We start from the raw sequence: 19,525 nt of genomic DNA on the forward strand, positions 1-19,525 counted from the left end.
CTTTAAATAAAGTTTAGATAAAATGCATTTCAGCTTTGTCAGCATTGAGAGCTGACACTTCCAGAGTCTCGTATTGCAGCGGCTGTCCGTCTGCCTGCTGCATGGTGACTGTGACCGCTTCACCCGGCATCAGGTCAAAATAATTATCGCTGAAGCGAACGTTGCCCTGCTTCACATCGATTTTCACAAGTCGCGCTGCTCCGCCCGAAGCGGCTACTGTAACCGTCTGCTCCTGCTTATTAAACGTTGCAGCAAGGGTGCTTTTCGGCAAGCTCAGCTCCAGATGGTCGCGCAAATAATAATAATTGTTCGGCGCGTCCCACTGCGGGGCAGACAGCTTCACAATAACCCGCTCCGGCGCAGCACCGTTTAGCACTTCAAGCTCTGTCAGCTCGCCTATTTGAACCGCCTTGTTCGGCGGCAGGCTGACGTCAAAGCTCTGCTCATGCATCAGGCTGCCATCAAGCGTATAACACTGGAACAGCACCTTCCCCTCATACGCTTCCAGCCGGTCATTGACCGCCCATACGCGAAGCGGCTGGTCTGGCTCATAATCGAGCGACAGGAGGAGCGGATGGTAAAACTTTTTCGCATAATAAAAAGAAGCCTTCGGCAGCAGCTCATAGTCAATCAGCGACCAACTCGTGCCCGGCCAACTATCATTATGCTGCCAGACAAGCGACCCGCTCGTACGGTGCTTATTGCGCCTGTAATGCTCAATGCCATATTTTAAACCCTCCGCCTGCGTGAGCATGGAGAAGTTCATATATTCTTCGATATTTTGCGGGATGCCCGTATAACCTTCCATGAGCAAAATGCCCTTCTGATGGTTCGTATCCTTGTTGCGATGCGCCATCTCTACGCTGCCCCAATAAAATTCGCCTTCGGGGATATAGCGCTCCAGCGTATAGCGGTTAGCAGATGCGTGCATGCCGAACTCGCTGCTGAACAGGGTGTTATCTTTTTTATAATTTTTGAACGTGACGCCTTCAATGCTGTAGTCAAGCAGCGGTGCCTCGCCGAATTTGCGCGGGTACACCGAGCCATGCCATACTTGCCAATTGTGGCGGTCGCCGACATCAGGGTCATTGGCATCATTGCCGCCATATGGCGACGACGGCCAATACGGCCTGCTGCTGTCATACTGCTCCAGCACTTCCGGCAGCAGCTCATGGTAGATGCTCTCGCCATAGAAGGGACAAGTAATATCCCCGCCAGCCGACTTCATGTCATATAGCCAGTCGATTTCATTATTGCCGCACCATAAGGCAAGCGACGGATGATTGCGCAGACGCTTCACATTGTCAATTGCTTCCTGCTTCACATTTTCCATAAAATTGCGGTTAAAGTCTGGGAACAGAGCATTCGCAAAGGCAAAATCCTGCCAGACGAGCACACCAAGACGATCACATTCCTCGTAAAAAATATCCTTCTCATAGATGCCGCCGGCCCAAATGCGCAGCATATTCATATTGGAATCGACAGCCAGCTCAATTAGATCGGTATAGCGCTTGTCCTTCACCGCCCCAATAAAGCTGTCTGCCGGAATCCAGTTAGAGCCTTTGGCGAACAGCTTGACGCCGTTCAGCAGGAAGGCAAAAGCAGGCTTTCCAGCCTCATCCTCCAGCTGCAGCTCAATTGTCCGAATGCCGCAGCTCTCGCGATAGCTGTCAACCTGCTCACCGTCCGCAAACAGCTGCACCTCAAGCTCATACAAATACGGCTCACCAAGATCATGCGACCACCATAGCTGCGGTTGCTTTACGACCAGCTGCGCCGATGTCTCGTGCCCGCCTTTTAAAGAAATCGCTGCGGATGCCGCAACCTCTCCCTCGCTCGTAAACAGCTTGATTTCAGCAGTCAGCTGCGCCTGCTTGTGATAGGCAACCGTATCAACGGCTACTTTCAAAGCCGCTTCTTCCTTGCCAGCCGATAACGTTTGAACGAATACGCTATCCAGTTTGGCGACGCGCCTGCGCTCCAGACGAACGCTGCCCCAAATGCCGACGGTGACCATTCTCGGCCCCCAATCCCAGCCGAAGTTCATCGCGGCCTTGCGCAGCCATGGACGTTCCTTCGTATAGGAGGACCACTGGAATTGCTCCTTATCCTGATAATGCAAATGCAGCGGGTCAAAACGGACAGCAATGGCATTTTTGCCCGGACGCACAACCTTCGTCACATCAAAAGCATAAATACGGTGCATGTTTTCCGCTGTGCCTATTTCCAGTCCATTGACGAATATCGTCGCAAAGGTATCCAAGCCTTCAAAAATCAGCTCATGCCGCTCCCCTTGGCTCTCATCCACTTCATAGTCGAACTGCGCGCGATACCACCATTCCTTCTGCTCGATCCAGCGGCATTTGATGTCGTTATGTCCAAAATAGGGATGCTCAATAATTCGCCGGTCAATCAGCGTGGAATGCACATCTCCAGGAACCTTCGCCGTCATCCAAAAACGGTCGTCAAGCCCAGGTGAGGCCAGCTGCAAAGAAGGCTTCTCCCCTACTTCAAAATGCTGCAATCGAAAGTCCGTTATTTTCATATGGCTCTCCTCCTCCAATATATCTCTGTACGTGTTTTGAAAAAGAGTACGTGGAGCGCAAAAAGGCCCGCCTCCAATCGCTTGCGATTTGTCAGCCAGGCCTTCTCCGCGCTATGATGATTTCGCCGCACCTTTTAACATGTTCGTTAAGCTATATTTATTTATTTAGCTTCGCTTCTGCGTCCTTTCCTTTATCGAGCAGCGTTTGGAAAGCCTCTTCCAGCGTTGCTTGTCCAAACATAACCGCTTCCATTTCGGATTTGTAGGTTTTTACGAAGTCCTCTGCACCTGCTGGAGCTGGATAGAATGGCAAGGCTTTCGGTTTTGCCGCTTCAAGCAGCTCTTTAGCAAACAAATCACCAGACGTAAGCGTCGGCTCAAGCTCTTTGAATACCTCTTCGTTAATTGGAATACCGCGTGTCAAGCCGAGCGTCTTGCCGGATTCTTTGTCAGACACGAACCATTTAATGAATGCTTTCGCCTGCTCCTTGTTAGCCGAGCCTTCGCTCACAGACAGGAAAATCGTCGATTGCGCCCAGCCGCCGCCAGCTTCGCCGACCGGCGTGCTGTTCACCCCAAGCTTGCCAGGGAGCAAGGATTCAATCACACTTGCCGAGCCGACAGAAGCGGTTCTCAGCATCACTTTGCCTGAAGCCATCGAATCGAGCTGTGGATCATTTTCCTTGAAGGAAAGCTGCTGGTCCGCAGCAGGCACGATGCCTTCTTTGCGGAAGTCCGCATAAATTTGCTGGAATTCCATCCAAGTATCTTTATCGAGATTAAAGGTTGTACCGTCTTTGAAGATCGGTCCTTTGCCTTTGGCCGTTTGATAATATTGATAAAATTCCCAAATGTTCGTCATGTCATCAATGCCGTATTGGCCCTTCGGCAGCTTCTCATGCGCTTCTCTTGCATAAGCGAAAAAGTCGTCCCACGACCAATTGTTCGTTGGAAGCTTAACACCTGCTGCCTCAAGCGCTTCTTTATTGTAGACGAGGCCTTGTCCATTGTAGCTGAGGGGAATGCCGTATACCTTACCGCCAATTTTAATATTTTCCAAAACCTGCGGATCTACGACTCCTGTCAAATCAATGTCAGAAAGATCAGCTAGCAGGCCGCGTTTCGCATAGCCTTGAATGTATGCCGCATCCATTTGCAGCACGTCAGGGAGCGAATTTGATGCTGCAAGCGTCGGCAGCTTTTCCCAATAACCGTCCCAAGCGGTATACTCAGGTGCAAATGTCACATTGGGGAACTTGGACGTGTATAGCTCCAAATCCTTAAGCGTGGCATCATGTCTTGCCTGCGAGCCCCACCACATCACCTTCAGCTTTGCCGCAGCATCTGCATTTCCAGCAGACGAGGCCGCTGGCGCAGTGCTTGCTGCAGCACCGCTTTCTCCGCTGCTAGAGCCGCAGCCCGAAAGAATGAGGGGAACCGATATCAGAGTAGCGGGAAGCCATTTCAACCATTTTCTTTGTGTTTTCATACGTAGAACACTCCCTCTTTTATATAAATGTTGGTGAAACCGCTAGTTAAAACACTTTTAATGCTTTTACCCTTTGATGCCCGTTGTCGCAATGCCCTCTACGAAATGCTTTTGTGCGACAAAGAACAAAATCGCTGACGGGACGACGGACAATAAAGACATCGCAAGCAGTTGCCCCCACTGGACCTCGAATTGGTCAATGAACATCCGCAGCGCGAGGCCAACCGTAAATTTCTCGACTGAGCTGAGATAAAGCAGCTGCGAGAAGAAGTCATCCCAGCTCCAGAGGAAGGTGAAAATCCCTACGGTGACGAGCGCCGGCTTAATGAGCGGAGCAATAATGCGGAAGAAAATGCCGTACACAGATGCGCCATCAATTTGCGCTGCTTCATCAAGCTCTCGCGGAATGCCCCGCACGAACTGGACGACCAGGAAGACAAAGAAGGCGCCGCCGCCGAAGAAATGCGGGAGAACAAGCGGAACGTAGCTGTCAGTGAAACCTAGCTTGTTGAACAAAATATATTGCGGCACGACGGTTACCTGAGCTGGAAGCATCATCGTAAGCAGCAATATCGAAAACCAGAAATTGCGAAGCTTGAAGTTTAGACGGCCAAAGCCGTAGCCGACAAGCGCAGCTGTAGCGACGCCGCCTATGACGTTCCACACTTCCATCATTAGGGTGTTGGCGAAGAAAGTAGCAAAGGTGAACTGTGGCGAGAAGTTCCAGCCATTCGTATAGTTTTCCCACATGAAGACGCTCGGCCATAGTGACGGCTCCCCAAGCTCAGCCGTGCTTTTGAACGATGCCCCGACCCACCAAATAACCGGATAAAGCATAAGCAGCGAGAACGGGAGCAAAATCAAATGGCTGCGTAATGCAGCTAGCTTTTCTGATCTCATTTGGATTTCCCCCCATCCGATTCGTAAAATACCCAATATTTCGATACAAGGAAGTTGATCGCCGTAAAGGCTGCAATAATGACGAGCAATATCCAAGCAAGCGCCGATGCATAGCCCATCTCATACTGCTTGAACGCTTTCTCGTACAGGAATAGCACATACATATAGGTGCCGTTCGCCGGGCCACCCTGCGTAATGACAAATGCCGAGGTAAACATTTGGAAGGCATTGATTATGCCCAGCACAAGGTTGAAAAACATAACGGGCGAAAGCATCGGAATCGTAATTTTGAAAAACTGGCGTAGCTTGCCCGCTCCATCAACGGAAGCGGATTCATACAGATCTTTCGGAATCTGCTTGAGCCCTGCCAGAAAAATAACCATCGTTGAGCCGAATTGCCAAGCGTTCAGCAAAATCAATGTGCCAAGCGCCGTATCCGGATTGGATATCCAACCAATTCCTTCAATGCCAAACCAGCTAAGCACGTGGTTGACATAGCCATCAAGGCCGAACATGTTTCTCCACAATGCGGATACTGCAATGCTGCCGCCAATTAGGGAAGGAAAATAAATCGCCGTCCGATACCAGTTAAGGCCTCTTACTTTCTTATTAAGTAAAATCGCAACCATCAGCGAGAAAAACAATTTAATCGGAACGGCAAGCAACACGAAGGTGAAGGTGACCGTTAGCGATTTTACAAACAGCCGATCTTTCGTAAAGATGCTTTCGTAATTATCCGTTCCGGTCCAGGTTGGAGAATCCAGCAGCGAATAGTCGGTGAAAGACAAGTAGAACGATTGCAGAATCGGCCACAGCGTCAGCAGCAGAAAACCGATTAGCCAAGGAGAGATAAATACGTAGCCAGCAATATCATGCCCCGTAATTTTCCAGCGGCTTTGTTTTTTATTAAGCATGGCAAGACCTCTTTTCAGCGCGGGATAAATGGTCGAACTTTGTTGAACCCTGATAGCGTAAACCAATAGTAGTATGAAAGCGCGAACATTGTCAACCTAAATTTTTAAAGTTGTTATGTTTACAATAAAAAATAAAAGTTTACTTAAAACGTTTACAACAATAACAAACAGATAAAACCTGTTTATTACACAAAAAAAGACGGTTATACGAGGAATGTCCCACGCTAACCGTCTTACCCATGCCATATTCGCTTAGCTGAATAACAACCAAAAACCTAACAACTAAACCTTTACTGATTTACAGGATCGCCTACACTCTCCCTAATAATCAAATCGCTCTGCAGCAAAATTTTCTCAAACGGCATATGACTATTTTCCAGCCGCCATTGCAGCAGCGTAACGGCCTTTATGCCAAGCGCCTCTTTCTCTGCATTTACCGTCGTAATGATTGGCGTTTCACCTAATATTTCAAGATTGTTGTCAAAGCCCGTTAGAGAGCATTGCTCGGGAACCTGCTTGCCAAGCTGCTGCAATGCGTTCATTGCAAGCAGGGCAATTTGGTCATTCGCACATACGAATGCAGTTGGAAAGCGGCCTGCCTCCAGCTCTTTGAGACTGGCTTGCAGCAAATTCAGATTATGCGCATCCAGTGTCGGTTTTACTTTAAGCAAGCCCTCGCTCGGCACATAGTCAAGCCGGCTCTCATCCATAACCGAGCGGAAGCCGCTCCAGCGGTCAATAAAGCTTCGGGAATAGCCGAGCTCCCCAATAAATTGAATCCGGGTATGGCCTTTGCCAATCAAAAACTTGACCAGCTTGCGAATGATATCATAGTTGTTCATAAAGATGCTGTCGCATTCCAGCAGCTCGTCTTCATGGTCAACTAAAATAAACGGAATCGCCTTGTTGCGCAGCTCGACCAGCATCGGTGTAGCGATCAAGCCAACACCAATAATGCCCATTAAGCCTTCAGGCTTCATGACGAGGTTGAAATTTCGCGGCGAATCATCCGAGATGAGGACGGAGCCAAGCCCCTTAGCCTCCAAGCATTTGGAAATGCCGTCAAGCACTTTGCCCCAATAGCCCGATTCCTGATTTTGGCTGCGAATATTCGGAATGAGAATGCCGACGATTTGATGTTCTTCCTCATCCGTCTGCTTGCTGCTTACCGTTTTTTTGGCGCTTTTCTGATTCATGTAGCCGAGCTGCGAGGCCATTTCAAATATTTTGCTGCGCGTAACGGCGCTAATGCCCGATTTTCCCGATAAAGCTTTGGATACCGCATATTTAGATACGCCTACCCGATCCGCTATTTCCTGCATCGTAATCTTTTTTTGCTTCCCCACGGCCAATCACTCCAAGTCCAAATAGCTGTAGTCAACTCGTATTTTGTAAACCAAACAATTTATTGTTTATCATAACAAATCCACTCCTCCCTGTACACAAGCTAAAATATAGGAATATTTTACTATTCGACAGCGGCAGCAGGGCGATCGATCGCCTTATCGGACTCCCCCGCATTGCGGCTAGCTTCCTCGCGGTTGCTCTGCATTTCTTCTACCGATTTTGTTTTCAGGCGCGCTGCTCCTTCATAGCTGCGTACCGGAATAGCCAAGCCTTTTTCCAGACGTTTTTTCGCAGCAGCAATTGCCTCTCCATATTGCGGAAGCCATTGCTCCTGCGCAACGAGCATTTCATCGACCATTTGCCAAATCTCGTTCGGGTTGCACACCGCTCCAACCAGCGGGTCCATCATCATCGCTTGACGCAGCAGCTTGTCATCACCCTGAATCGCCGCTTCTACGGCCAGACGCTGAACGGAAATGCTGACATTGCACACAGCGGCGCAGCCCAGCGGCAAGTCGCCAACATGCGGCATGCTGATGCCGTTGCGATCTGCGTAACCCGGCGCTTCGATAATCGCATCATCCGGCAAATTGGAAATAACGCCATTGTTGACGACGTTGAAGTGGCCGCGGTACACCCGTCCCGTCTCCAGCCCCTCGATAATATACGAGCCATGCTCCTGACCGCGATTCTCCTTGGTGTACGCTTTCGGTTCTTCCTTCATCCAGTTCGGGAAATCTGTCTCAAACCAGTTGCGCCCTTCCGTACACACGCGCAAGTAGCCGCCTGTTTCGCCATTAATCCACGTCCCAAGGTCAATCCAGTCGCGAATTTCCTCTGGACGCTTGCGGTACCAAGGCACATATTCGCTCAAGTGGCCGTTGGATTCGGTGCTGTAATAGCCGAAGCGGCGCAGCATATCGATGCGGACTTTTTCTGTTTTGCTAAATTCTGGATGCTGTTCAAAAGCTTCCAGCAGCTTGCCTGTCATATCCTCGCCATTATGTTTAATTTGCACATACCACGTCTGGTGGTTGATTCCTGCACAAATAATGTCTACTTCTTCACGCGGCAGGCCAAATACTTCGGCAATTTGCGCATGTCCGCCCTGAACGCCATGACACAAGCCAATCGTCCGTACACCGCCATATTTATTGCATGCCCATGTAAGCATCGCCATTGGGTTAGCATAGTTCATCAGCAGGCAATTCGGCTCCGCCACCTCGCGGATATCTTTGCAAATATTCATCATTTCGGCGATGCCCCGCTGTCCGTACATAATGCCGCCTGCACAAATGGTATCGCCCACACATTGGTCAATGCCGTATTTGAGCGGGATGTCGACATCGGTCTGAAAAGCTTCCAGGCCACCGACACGAATCGTTACAAAAATGTAACGTGCATCCTTCAGCGCTTCCCGGCGATCGGTCGTTGGCTCGATTTCAATTGCTAGGCCGTTCTCATTAATATCCCTTTGGCAAAGCTGGGTAACCATATCGAGATTTTGCGGATTAATATCCTGAAAAGCGACCTTGATGTTATTAAACTCTGGTACGGTCAGCAAATCACGCAGCAATCCCCTAGTAAAACCGATACTTCCTGCTCCAATAAACGCAACTTTAAATGACATTGATTAACGCCTCCAATGGCTTGCAATATAGTGGTGAACAATACGCTAATTGTAGCACCAGCAGCGTGGAGGCGTTTGCACAATTGTAACTTCTATTTTGCTTCTTTGTATAAAATCCTAACTTTATAATTCGAACATTTGAATGGCAGGGAGCGATAGTAGACCATTCGAGAATGCTTGAACTTCCCGCCGCTGTTGTCTCAGCGCTCCAGCTTAGTACGCTGTTTCAGCGCTCTACTTCCTTGCGCACCGCGCGGCGATAGGCCAGCGGCGTTTCATTCGTATATTTTTTGAAAAGGGTACTGAAATATTGGCTGCTGTTCACGCCGACATAATGGCAAATATCGCTGACCGGAATATCGGTCTGCTCCAGCAGCATCCGCCCCTTCTCCATTCGAAAGCGCATCACATAATCCATAACCGAGCAGCCCGTACCCGCTTTAAATATGCGGTGAAAATACCCCGGATGCAGCCTTACAGCCGCCGCAATATCCTTGACCTGAATGTCGCGGTCGTAATTTTGCTGAATATAGGCGATGCTCTCGCCTACATAAAACTCCGCCGCATCATGCGACTGGCTGGAGGTTTCCTGTGCCAGCCTGCCGATCTGAACAAGCAGCTGCGTCAGCTGAAGCGCTGTGAGAAGCTGCTCCTCGCGCCGTTTGCCGTCCAGCTCCAGCACGAGCGCCTTCAGCATTTGGTACACATCGCTCGGATCGTACAGCAGCAAATAATCGTGCTGCACGGCGAACAGCGCCGCAAGCGCACGATCTGTCTCCGCCAGCCGTTTAAGGGAAGGAAGTCCCACACCGGTATGGCTAAAAATAAATTCAACATTGAGCATCCGGCAAGCGGTGCCCTCCGCAACGTGAAGACGATGAGCGACCATCGAGTCGATGACGATGAAATGCCCTTTTTCCATTGGGATGGATTTATTCAGCAGCTCTACCGTGCAATCGCCTGATATGACATACATAATTTCCACTGCGCTATGCTGATGGTAAGCCATTTCGAAGCCATTCCATTCCTTAAAATAATAGGCTACCACTCGCGGATACTGCTCAGCCTGCATTAACTGCCCCTGAAAAATACCCCTTCTTTCCACTTCATCGTCCCTCCTCTAAGTAAGCACCTTCCAAGCTGCTTACAGCAGCCTGCCGTTATCTTTAGCGAACCACAGCCGCATCGTCAGCACACTGAGCACAATAGACGTCAGTGACGAAGACGCCGACATCGCAAAGACGATTAAAATCTGATAGCGCACCGCCTCAATGGGATCTGCGCCAGCGACGATCATCCCTGTCATCATGCCCGGCAGCTGCACGAGACCGACCGTCTTCATGCCGTCCAGCGTCGGAATAAGACTGGAGCGCACGGCCCGGCGTACCGCTTGGCGAATCGCCTGCTTCGTCGTCGCTCCAAGTGCCAGCAGCGTCTCGATCTCGCCCCGCGACGCTTCAAGCTCGCGTTTCATATGGTTCAAATAGAGGCCGCATACGATCATGGAGCTGCCGATAATCATCCCGCTGACCGGAATAATATACCGCGGCTCAGCTTCAATAATGCGTAGCGAGAGCAGCAAGGCGAGCGTTACCGCCTCCGTGCCTGCCAATGCCAGCGCAATGCGCAGCCGAATGCCCTTAACCGGCATGGCGCGGGAGCCGGCATTCCATGAAGCGACCGTAATCATCGAAATAATAATGAGCACAATAAAAATCGGATGATTCGTTTCAAAAATAAAATGAAGCAAAAAACCGATAAACAGCAGCTGCACAGCGGAGCGGATCGTGCCTGTAATAATTTCCTTCTCTAAGCCAAGCTTCTGCTTCATCGAAATAAATGTCGTTATGGCGACGAAAACAAGCGTGCAGGCGAGCGCAATATTATTCATGCTGGTCCCCCTGCTCCGGCGCATGCTGACTATCTAAAAAGCTGCGCGCCTGCTCCGACCCGGGATTTGTGAAAAAAGCTTCCGTAGCGCTTTGCTCCAGCAGCCTGCCCTCCGCCATAAACCAGATACGCTCGCTTACTTGCCGCGCCTGCTCCAGATCATGGGTAATCCAGATGAACGCTGTGCCGTCCTCCGAGCACCATTCGCTTAGAAACTGCTCCACCTGCCGCTTGCTTTTCGGATCAAGCGATGACGTCGTCTCATCCAGCAGCAGCAGCGGCGAACGAAGCAATAAAGCTCGTGCCAGCGCCGTACGCTGCTTCTCGCCGCCAGACAAGCTTTCCGCCTCCTTGCTCCAATCGATATGCCCAAGGCCAACGCCTGCCATGCAGCGCCTTGCCAGCGTTTCATCAAACGGCTTACCCTGCAGTTCACTGACCGTGCGCAAATTGTACTCGACCGTTCCCGGCAGCATAACCGGCGTCTGAGCCACGTAACACACGCTGCGCCGCCACTCCTCGGGCTTCCACTCGCTGCTTGTCCGTCCTTGCAGCATAAGCTCTCCCGCATCCAGCTCACCAAGCAGGGATACGATGCGCAGCAATGTGCTTTTGCCCTGACCAGATGTGCCCAGCAGCGCAATACGCTCCCCGGCCTGCACCTGCTCTGTAATCCCTTCAAAAAGCCACTCGGGATTTTTTCTATATTTTGATACGTTATCTAACGTTAATAACGGGGCCACCTATCTCTCTCCTTCATCCGTAACCTGCATTCCACCATTATACTCTGCTCCCCGCCTGCTCGAAAGAGGACAGCCAGACAGCGGTTGGGAGCAGCAGCTCCGCTGTATCCGCCCTCATCGGCAATTGTGTCATTTACGCGACTATCCTTCGGGTATTGTGGCAACAAACAGTGGTTTTCTAGTTGACAACAATGGGGATTACATGTAATGATAATGATAATTGTTATCAATAATGAATTAAAAGATAAAGATGAGGTGTTGAGCCATGGCATTTCAGCAACCATATAGCATTTTGATTGTTGATGATGAGGAGCATATCCGCAAGCTGCTCAAGTTATTTTTGAAAAAAGAAGGCTGGATCGTCGAAGAAGCCTCGGACGGCATCAACGGCTTGTTCAAGGCGATGCAATACAATTATTCGATGATCTTGCTGGATCGTAATTTGCCGGGAATGGATGGGCTTGAATTTTGCCGCGAGCTTAAGAAGAAAAAATCAACGCCCGTCATTATGCTTTCCGCCTGTGGCGAAGAGGATGACCGGCTCGACGGCTTCCAAGCCGGCTCCGACGATTATGTCGTTAAGCCATTCAGCCCGCGCGAGCTGATGTACCGTATTAAGGCGATCATTCGCCGCACCTCGGAGTTTGCTTATCGCGCCTTGCAGCGCAAGCAGACGCCTGATCTCACGCTGCCCGGACTCGTCTTCGACTATGATTCGCGGCAAGTGATTGCCGGAAACAGCAAGGTGAAGCTGACTTTCCGCGAATATGAGCTGCTGCGCTTTATGGCAGCCAACATCAATCAGCCCATTTCCCGTGAAGATTTAATGCGGCGAATTTGGGGCTATCAATCGCTCGGCGATTACCGGACAATTGATACTCATGTGAAGCGGATCAGAGAGAAGCTGAACCGCGTCCATCCCGAATCTGCCTCCTTGATTCAGACGGTATGGGGCATTGGCTATTGCCTGATGAATCCTGCGGCAGAGACCATTTAAGCGGGCGGCTGGAGCAGGCAGGCAAAAACACCCCCACCTAATGGCATGCTTTTGCCTGTCTGTTGTGGCGCCCCGCTCCCCGGCTTTGACCCTCCCCGATTCCAAGTAAAGCAAAAGGAGCTGTCCAATGTATACTCAAGTGGGTGGTGTTATGGTGGAAAATGGACTTCTCCTTGGTTGGGAGCAAGAACATAATGCTGTACAAAGAACAATCGAAGGTTTCTGGAATGCTTTTCGGAACTGGAAAAATGAAGATAAGCAATGATATCATGATCTGTTTTTAGGAAATTTGGACGAGGATTTCATTATTATCAATGTGTTATCGGTTAGTCTTAAACAATATTACGACCGTGAGGGTGCAGCCATATTCTGCTCACTTCGTTTACACTATGTTAATACATTGAGATTTGCACGAAAAGCGTTGGCTGAAGGGATAGCAGAGAGTGTAATCAAGTTAGTTGAATGCATCAAGAAATCAGATCGCTGTCGCCACCTTTTTCGTTACGATAAATAAAATAAAGAGCTCTTTATTTTATTTGATTTTCTTGATTATAGGTCTTGATAATTTTCAGTCTAATGTAGTGTCGTGCTTAGAAAAATTTAAATTAGCCCATCACCCTTATTGGATGCTGTTTATCCCCAAATTTTATAGGTAATGGGCTAACTTTGTTCTGTTAAAAGCAGTGTAAGGTACTGTAGCTTATAAGTCCTGGCTGGCGTTCACGAAAATCCTTTACAGCTTTATTTTCAACCTGATATATAGAATAGCCTCGCTCTAATAGAACTCTAACAACTAAATATGAGTAATGCCCACCAGTTGGTTCCAGTAATATAAAGAAATCCTGGGGTTTATACCCGAATTGTGCTTGAATATCTTCTAGAGCATGGATTAACTTTGTAATTCCTTGGCTATCCGAGTTAAACTTCATTGTTTTACTGCGTTTCCATTCCTTTTCACTGCGGAACTTTTCAAATGGAATGCAAGCAGCAACATGGAAATCCGAACCAATATCAATCCCAACATTTGCACCAGATTAACCAAGTTTTCTTAAGAGCACCGCAATGGGCCCAATGTAGCATGTCAGGTCTTAGATTCGGTGCATTACCCATAATAAACTGAGAGGTCGAGAATCCACCTCAATAACTTGAGAGGGCTTCTGTTAAGTTCTTTCGACAGAAGGAAACAATTTCCTGATTTCTCTGTTAAGTTCTTTGTTTTTCTATGCAAAAAAACCTGTCATTTCGACAGGTTGAATAATCATCAAATGTGCAGTGCCAAAAACATGGAGCGCCTCATTTCTGTTAAAGAAGTCCAGGAGGATGTCCTTCCGGCTCCAAACCTATTCTGGGCGGTTGTTCCCTGAGAGGTCACTGCACAAATTATATATACGCCTATTAGGGGCTAATTCCTTCTGAATACTGTACCAGTTACCACAAATATTTTATAGAAGTCTTTCTAAGCTCCACATTAGACTCAGAGGTTAACTGGTACTATGTATTTTAGCATGTTGCTCAAAAGTGGTAAAAGCTAAGTATCCCGTTAGTTAAAATTATTTATCAGATAAGTCTAATCTAAAAATAAGTGAATCCCTATCAGGGTAATTATATTGAATTGGCAAATCCTCTTTAGCAATCTCCTTAAATCCAACTTTTTTGTAAAAGTTGTGTGATCTAGTGGCTTTGGATGGAGTATCCAAAATCACCTTAGAAAACCGATGCTTTTGCGCAAAATCAAGCAAAGCTTCGTAAAGTCCTGTTCCTATCCCAAGCTCTTTACCACGGTAATCTTTGTAAACAAAAAATTTCTTTAGTACAGCAACCTCGTTAGTTTTCTTTTGCAAACCGATAGAGCCTACAACCTCGCCGTTATCGTTTAACGCTACCCAAAAGTTACCCCCTTCCTTAATATAATTCGATTGAATATCTAGTATATCTGGTTGTTCTTTGACACTAATCCCTACACCATATTCAACATTCTGTACATGCAATATTAGTTTAATGACTTCTTCTTTATATCTATCAGTATAAACCGCGATCATTTTAAGTTCCTTCTCCTTCAAGTGTATTTATAAAAGAATACTATATTTGTTTTTGTAATGAAACTTGTGAGTTATTCTGCCCATTCGCTCAATAAAAAAAGGAGGCTCCCGCGCCTTCGCTTGGGCTACGTCCTCCACATTATATTCCATTTCCAATTACTATTTAAGGAATGTACGCGCGTAGCATGTAATGCTTAACAAGGAGCCCTATCTTAATCTAAGCACTAAGAAAATACTTTATTTTCTTCTGACATGTCGCTGTCCTCTCACGGCGCAGCTCGTTTCATTCCGAGAAATATTGAGAAAGGATGGACAAATCATATCCTTTCCTAAATTATTTCAAGCAACATGTATAAATATACGCAAATTCGTTTTTTTATACAACGAAAGATTTTACAGCCGCTTTAAATTGCGCGAGCGTACGCGGCGCCTGCTGTTCGCCTCGCAGCTCAGACGGCAGTGCCTCCCAGGCTTCCAGCACCATTGGCAGCGTAAGTCCAAGGCTCCTGAGACGCTCGCCTTCGCGAAATACCGTCTCCGGCGTCCCCTCCAATATACAGCGGCCCTCATTCATGATGAAAATCCAGTCTGCCCACGCATAAGCCATATTCATGTCATGCGTCGCCATGACCGGCGTTATGCCGCTGGCATGAATGCGGTCCAGCTCAGCCATCAGAAGCTGCTCCGATATCGGATCGAGATAAGCAGCCGGCTCATCAAGCAGAACCAGCTCTGGCTCAAGCGCCAAAACGCCAGCAAGAGCGACGCGCTTCTTTTGCCCCAAGCTGAGATGATGCAGCGGTTTATGCGCAAGCTCCTGCAAGTTTAGCTGCTGAACGATTCGCACCGTACGTCTGTCAATATCCTCTTCATGAATTCCCGCATTGCGCAGTCCATAGGAAATATCCTCATAAGCTGTATTTAGAATGAGCTGATGCTCGGGGTCCTGAAAAACAAGTCCAACGCGCCGTCTCAAGCCGGCAAGCTCTCTGGACTTGTAAGAAAGCGGCTCTCCGCGCCAGCTGACAAAACCGGATTGCGGACGATTAATGCCAATAAGCTGCAAGAAGAGCGTCGACTTGCCCGAGCCATTATGCCCGCACAGTGCCACCTTCTTGCTTGCAGGAATGCGCAGCTCTAGCTCGTTTAAAGCGGCCCTATCCGTTCCGGGATATGCATAGCTTACACTGTTCATTTCCATAATGGTTGATGCCTGATCATTGTCCACCAGCTTATTCCCCTCCATACCGAAGCCATAGCTCTGCTGCCAGTAATATCGTTAAGCCAAGCCCCGCTTCCGCCCAATGACGGAGGCGAACCGTTCGCTTTACAGCAGGCGCAAGGCGAAGCTCATTCGTAAAACCTCTTGCTATCAGCCCATTCGAAAGCCCCTTATACCGATGCATCGTCTTGACGAAGAGCCGCACAGCAATAGCTGCCGTATCTCGCAATTTGCCTTTAAAACCGTGTTGACCGCCGCGTGCACGCTGCGCGATTAGCATAGCCTCCGCCGTATCCAGCAGCAAAAAGATGAAGCGATACATAATGATCATGAGCTCCAGTACAATTTGCGGCATTTTCAACCGCTTCAGCACCTGCAGCAGCTCGGGAAACGGGGTAGTCAAGGTGATGAAAAACATGCAAGCCAGGCAAGCAAGAATACGCGTAAAAATATGTCCGGCCAGCCCTAAGGATGCCTCCGGCACATACAAGCTGATCGACTCCCATGAAGCAAGCACCCAGCCTGCTTTCTCAGTCGCCAGGCTGTCTGCTCCGCTGCCGCTATTACTGCTGCTAGTGTATTCAATAAGCAGCGCTGGCAGGCTGAGAATGAACAGCAAGCAAGAGGAGAAAAGCAGCGCCATATAAAGCCTGGCAGGCACTTTCGCGTAGCCAACCGTCCACAGCATTAGCCATCCGAAAATGGCCAGCTGCACAAGCGGATGAGCGAGATAGGCAAGCAGCAGCAGAAGGGCTGCAAGCCCGCATTTCCAAATGGCGGGTAAATCCCGCAGCTTATTGGAATAAGAAATCGTATCAATCCATTTCATCATTGCTGCTTTGATTTCCCCGACTTCCCTTTAAAAAGGCCAATCACATAGCCAATTACGCCGGCGCCAATCGCAGCTTGCAGCGCGAACAGCATGCTTTCCGTTTCTCCCGGCACCTCGGTTAGCGGAGACGCCCAAGGCTCATAATGGGGCGCAATCGTCTGGATCATCTCCTCCGCCGCGCCATCCGCGCCGCCAAACTCGGCGTTAATGAATATTAAAGGCGCAACGGCAAGCAAAACAACAATGGCTAAAATCCAAATATTTTTGGCACTGCGGCTCATTATACGCGCTCCCCTTTCATTCTCCGCTTCAAAATAGACAGCTCGTCCGTATTAAAAGATTGCAGCCAGTTCCAAATCAGTACCGTCAGCAAGCCTTCACTAACAGCGAGCGGAATTTGGGTAATCGCAAAAATACCGCCAAATTTCATAAAGGACGCGATAATGCCTCCTTCGACAGCTGGAAAGGCAACGGCCAGTTGAACGGATGTGACGATGTAAGTAGCCAGATCGGCAACAGCAGCAGCGGAAAAAATCGCCAGGCCTTGCTTGCTGCCTGAACGCATCAGCAGCCGATAGACGGCATAGCCCGCAGCCGGACCTGCAACCGCCATTGAAAAAGCATTCGCCCCAAGCGTCGTCAGCCCGCCATGCGCCAGCAGCACCGCTTGAAACAGCAATACCATAGAACCTAATACGCTCATGGGCAGCGGCCCAAACATAACCGTTCCAAGTCCCGTTCCCGTCGGATGCGAGCTGCTTCCTGTAACGGAAGGAATCTTAAGCGCGGACAGCACGAAGGTGAAGGCAGCTGCCAAGCCCAGCATCAGCTTAAGCTCTGGCGCTTCCTTGGTAATTTTTCGAATAGCGCGTACACCAAGAATGAAAAAAGGAATAAAGGCCACCCACCAAAAAATCGCCCAGCCTACAGGCAAAAATCCTTCCATAATGTGCATCGCATAAGCGGATTGCGGCTCATTCACCAGTAAAAAAAGCGTGAAGCCAATAACCAGCAAAGCGGTGCTAACTGCTGTCTTTCTTTTTAACTTGACCATTCGTTTCAATCCCCTCCCCAATGTGTTCATGCCTGAAGACAACAAAAAATGACCGCTTTCCCTTCGCTGGGAAAACGGCCATGTGTACGCAGAAATAGACGGTTGCGCCAGCAAACAGACTGGTAGCAATCGCTTTCGTTCGTACACCTATCCTTTCCGCGAAGGCACTGTGGTGCAGGAACGAGGTAGGTCTCCTGGCTAGCAGATCATCATTTCCCCTCGTCTTCCCCGGCTGCCCTAAAGCATAGGCCGAGTGACTCCTGCAGGTGAAGGAAAACTCCCTGATTACAGTGGCGGGACCGCTCGGGATTTGCACCCGATTCCCTGTTACCCTTTGACGTGCGCAAAGGCACCTCGTTCCATTTCAATCCTTTTTACTATTCACTGTCATTTTGTAGTTTGATCTTATCACAAAAGATTCAGGCTGTCCCCTATAAATGTAAATGGCCGATCTTACTGTTAGAAGAATGACAAAATAACACCTACGACAAAACCGCATAATGCGCCGTTGACGCGAATCCACTGCAAATCGTTGCCGACCTTATCCTCCAGCATCGAGACGAGCGCCTTGTCATCCATCCGCTCGAGATTATCCCGAACAAGCGTACCGATGCGATAGTGATTGTTCTCAATAAGTCGAACAAGATAGCCCCGAATGCCAGCTTCCCAATTGGCAAGCATTTCTTGCTTGCTGTTCAAATAATCCGTTGCAAAACGATATCCTTGCACAATCGCGCGCCCACCGCTGCGCTGCTGCTCCTCCAGCTTATCCAGCACAAGCTGCCGCAGCTCCTCCAGACGCAGATGGATGAAGCGCTCCGTTTCAACGCTGTCAACGCCCTGTTCAATAAGCTGCTTCAGCTTGAGCATCAGCTCTTCGTTATCGGCAAGCTTCTCCGCCTGGGCTCTTACCTCAAGCAGCAGCTTCTGCCGATGCGGGCTTCCAGGATAAGAAAGCTCCTGCATCGTAGAGAGCAGCATGTTCTGAATCAAGCCGCCGAGCTTCTCCTCGTTCATAAAGCCGACGAAAGCTTGCAGCGCAAACCCCATGAAGCCGCCAACCTTAAGCTCCTCCAGCTTCTTGAAGGCGAGCTTGCCGAGCATTTCCTCGGTTTCGCGCTTGCGAATCCAGTGGCCTATATGCTCAAGCCCATAATCCAGCGCCCGTTCATCCCAGCGCTCGTGGACGAAACGATCCGCCAGCTTGCGAACGATTGGCGTAAAATCCTGCTTCTTCACATAATCCGCCAAAAAGCCATACAGCACGCTGCTAATACGCTCCAAAGGCAATCGCTCCACTGCCGATTGGGCAAAATCAACGGCTGCCAGCCTGAACTTGCGCTTGCCAATCAGCTTGGTCGCTGCCGATGCAGCACCTGCGAACAGCTGAAAGCTAGACAGCTTGCGGGTAATGCTGTCTTTATTCAGCAGTTCATTTTCCATAGCGCTGATGAGCGAGCCCTCGATTTTCGCCCGGTTTTTGAGCAGCAAGGACGTATGAGGAATGGGAATGCCCATTGGATGGCGGAACAGCGCCGTCACCGCAAACCAGTCGGCAATCCCGCCGACCAGACCTGCTTCAAAGCCGCTTTCCAGCAAATGCGTCCATGCGTTGTCTGGCAGCCACCATCTCGTTGTAATAAAGCCTGCCCCCATAACGGCAAGCGAAATTCCTGCTATATATCTAGATTTCATCGTTGTCCTCCCTAATCGCGGCACCCCAGCGCCACCTGTTGCATATTGGCCTATTATACCAGATAATGAGGTGGCGAGCGCAAACGGCGTTGTCAGTTAATGACGACAACCGCTCGTTTCGCGTAGAAATATAAGCATTAATAAGAATAAAACTTATTAGTCTTATAATTCGAGCGCAAACGGCGTTGTCAGTTAATGATGACAACCGCTCGTTTTTTCAACTACACC

At 49.2% G+C, this 19,525-nt stretch carries 18 protein-coding genes and 1 riboswitch; of the genes, 2 read left to right on the top strand and 16 right to left on the bottom strand.

The window, feature by feature from the left end; all coding sequences use genetic code 11:
- Positions 1-13: 13 nt before the first annotated feature.
- The 9 genes from ABEW34_RS11190 to ABEW34_RS11230 all read right to left on the bottom strand — a co-directional run bounded on the left by ABEW34_RS11190 (position 14) and on the right by ABEW34_RS11230 (position 11,458).
- A complete protein-coding gene (locus ABEW34_RS11190) occupies positions 14-2,545 on the bottom strand; it encodes a beta-mannosidase (RefSeq protein WP_430158271.1) in 2,532 nt (843 codons plus the stop codon).
- A gap of 157 nt (positions 2,546-2,702) precedes the next feature.
- Positions 2,703-4,034 carry an ABC transporter substrate-binding protein gene (locus ABEW34_RS11195; RefSeq protein ID WP_430158274.1) on the bottom strand — a complete coding sequence of 444 codons (1,332 nt, stop codon included), beginning with the start codon at positions 4,032-4,034 and terminating at the stop codon, positions 2,703-2,705.
- 66 nt (positions 4,035-4,100) lie between these two features.
- Entirely contained in the window at positions 4,101-4,934 is an 834-nt protein-coding gene (locus ABEW34_RS11200) for a carbohydrate ABC transporter permease (RefSeq protein WP_430158277.1), read from the bottom strand.
- On the bottom strand, positions 4,931-5,848 hold the full coding sequence (locus ABEW34_RS11205) for a carbohydrate ABC transporter permease (protein WP_430158280.1): 918 nt from the start codon (positions 5,846-5,848) through the stop codon (positions 4,931-4,933). The genes ABEW34_RS11200 and ABEW34_RS11205 overlap by 4 nt, the downstream gene beginning before the upstream one ends.
- 290 nt (positions 5,849-6,138) lie before the next feature.
- Positions 6,139-7,194 (bottom strand): substrate-binding domain-containing protein, encoded by a 1,056-nt coding sequence (locus tag ABEW34_RS11210; RefSeq protein ID WP_430158282.1) that lies wholly within the window; start codon positions 7,192-7,194, stop codon positions 6,139-6,141.
- Positions 7,195-7,316: 122 nt separating this feature from the next.
- Positions 7,317-8,825, bottom strand: coding sequence for an alpha-glucosidase/alpha-galactosidase (locus tag ABEW34_RS11215; RefSeq protein ID WP_430158284.1), 1,509 nt, complete (start codon positions 8,823-8,825; stop codon positions 7,317-7,319).
- 226 nt (positions 8,826-9,051) lie between these two features.
- Positions 9,052-9,930, bottom strand: a complete 879-nt coding sequence (locus ABEW34_RS11220) for an AraC family transcriptional regulator (RefSeq protein ID WP_430158287.1) — start codon at positions 9,928-9,930, stop codon at positions 9,052-9,054.
- A 39-nt stretch (positions 9,931-9,969) separates the two neighbouring features.
- A complete protein-coding gene (locus ABEW34_RS11225) occupies positions 9,970-10,716 on the bottom strand; it encodes an ABC transporter permease (protein ID WP_430158290.1) in 747 nt (248 codons plus the stop codon).
- Positions 10,709-11,458 (bottom strand): ABC transporter ATP-binding protein, encoded by a 750-nt coding sequence (locus ABEW34_RS11230; protein ID WP_430158293.1) that lies wholly within the window; start codon positions 11,456-11,458, stop codon positions 10,709-10,711. The genes ABEW34_RS11225 and ABEW34_RS11230 overlap by 8 nt, the downstream gene beginning before the upstream one ends.
- Positions 11,459-11,723: 265 nt before the next feature.
- Between ABEW34_RS11230 and ABEW34_RS11235 the strand changes: the two genes are divergently transcribed.
- Together ABEW34_RS11235 and ABEW34_RS11240 are read left to right on the top strand one after the other, a co-directional pair.
- Positions 11,724-12,455: a response regulator transcription factor gene (locus ABEW34_RS11235; RefSeq protein WP_099519319.1), complete on the top strand. Its 732-nt coding sequence runs from the start codon at positions 11,724-11,726 to the stop codon at positions 12,453-12,455.
- A 127-nt stretch (positions 12,456-12,582) separates the two neighbouring features.
- Positions 12,583-12,720, top strand: coding sequence for a hypothetical protein (locus ABEW34_RS11240; protein WP_430158296.1), 138 nt, complete (start codon positions 12,583-12,585; stop codon positions 12,718-12,720).
- Positions 12,721-13,129: 409 nt separating this feature from the next.
- On the opposite strand, the gene ABEW34_RS11245 is transcribed toward ABEW34_RS11240, so the two are convergent.
- The 7 genes from ABEW34_RS11245 to ABEW34_RS11275 all read right to left on the bottom strand — a co-directional run bounded on the left by ABEW34_RS11245 (position 13,130) and on the right by ABEW34_RS11275 (position 19,297).
- Entirely contained in the window at positions 13,130-13,471 is a 342-nt protein-coding gene (locus tag ABEW34_RS11245) for a hypothetical protein (RefSeq protein ID WP_430158594.1), read from the bottom strand.
- A gap of 534 nt (positions 13,472-14,005) precedes the next feature.
- Positions 14,006-14,494, bottom strand: a complete 489-nt coding sequence (locus ABEW34_RS11250; RefSeq protein WP_430158299.1) for a GNAT family N-acetyltransferase — start codon at positions 14,492-14,494, stop codon at positions 14,006-14,008.
- Positions 14,495-14,870: 376 nt separating this feature from the next.
- Positions 14,871-15,722: an energy-coupling factor ABC transporter ATP-binding protein gene (locus ABEW34_RS11255; protein WP_430158301.1), complete on the bottom strand. Its 852-nt coding sequence runs from the start codon at positions 15,720-15,722 to the stop codon at positions 14,871-14,873.
- A 4-nt stretch (positions 15,723-15,726) separates the two neighbouring features.
- Positions 15,727-16,548, bottom strand: a complete 822-nt coding sequence (cbiQ, locus tag ABEW34_RS11260; RefSeq protein ID WP_430158303.1) for a cobalt ECF transporter T component CbiQ — start codon at positions 16,546-16,548, stop codon at positions 15,727-15,729.
- A complete protein-coding gene (locus tag ABEW34_RS11265) occupies positions 16,545-16,829 on the bottom strand; it encodes an energy-coupling factor ABC transporter substrate-binding protein (protein ID WP_056043411.1) in 285 nt (94 codons plus the stop codon). Before ABEW34_RS11265 ends, cbiQ begins: the two co-directional genes overlap by 4 nt.
- Entirely contained in the window at positions 16,829-17,602 is a 774-nt protein-coding gene (locus ABEW34_RS11270) for an energy-coupling factor ABC transporter permease (protein WP_430158305.1), read from the bottom strand. The genes ABEW34_RS11265 and ABEW34_RS11270 overlap by 1 nt, the downstream gene beginning before the upstream one ends.
- A gap of 167 nt (positions 17,603-17,769) precedes the next feature.
- Positions 17,770-17,974, bottom strand: a riboswitch (cobalamin riboswitch).
- An 87-nt stretch (positions 17,975-18,061) separates the two neighbouring features.
- Entirely contained in the window at positions 18,062-19,297 is a 1,236-nt protein-coding gene (locus ABEW34_RS11275; RefSeq protein WP_430158307.1) for a DUF445 domain-containing protein, read from the bottom strand.
- Positions 19,298-19,525 lie beyond the last annotated feature (228 nt).

The organism is Paenibacillus algorifonticola (genome assembly GCF_050481745.1).
Taxonomy (GTDB): Bacteria; Bacillota; Bacilli; order Paenibacillales; family Paenibacillaceae; genus Pristimantibacillus; species Pristimantibacillus algorifonticola_A.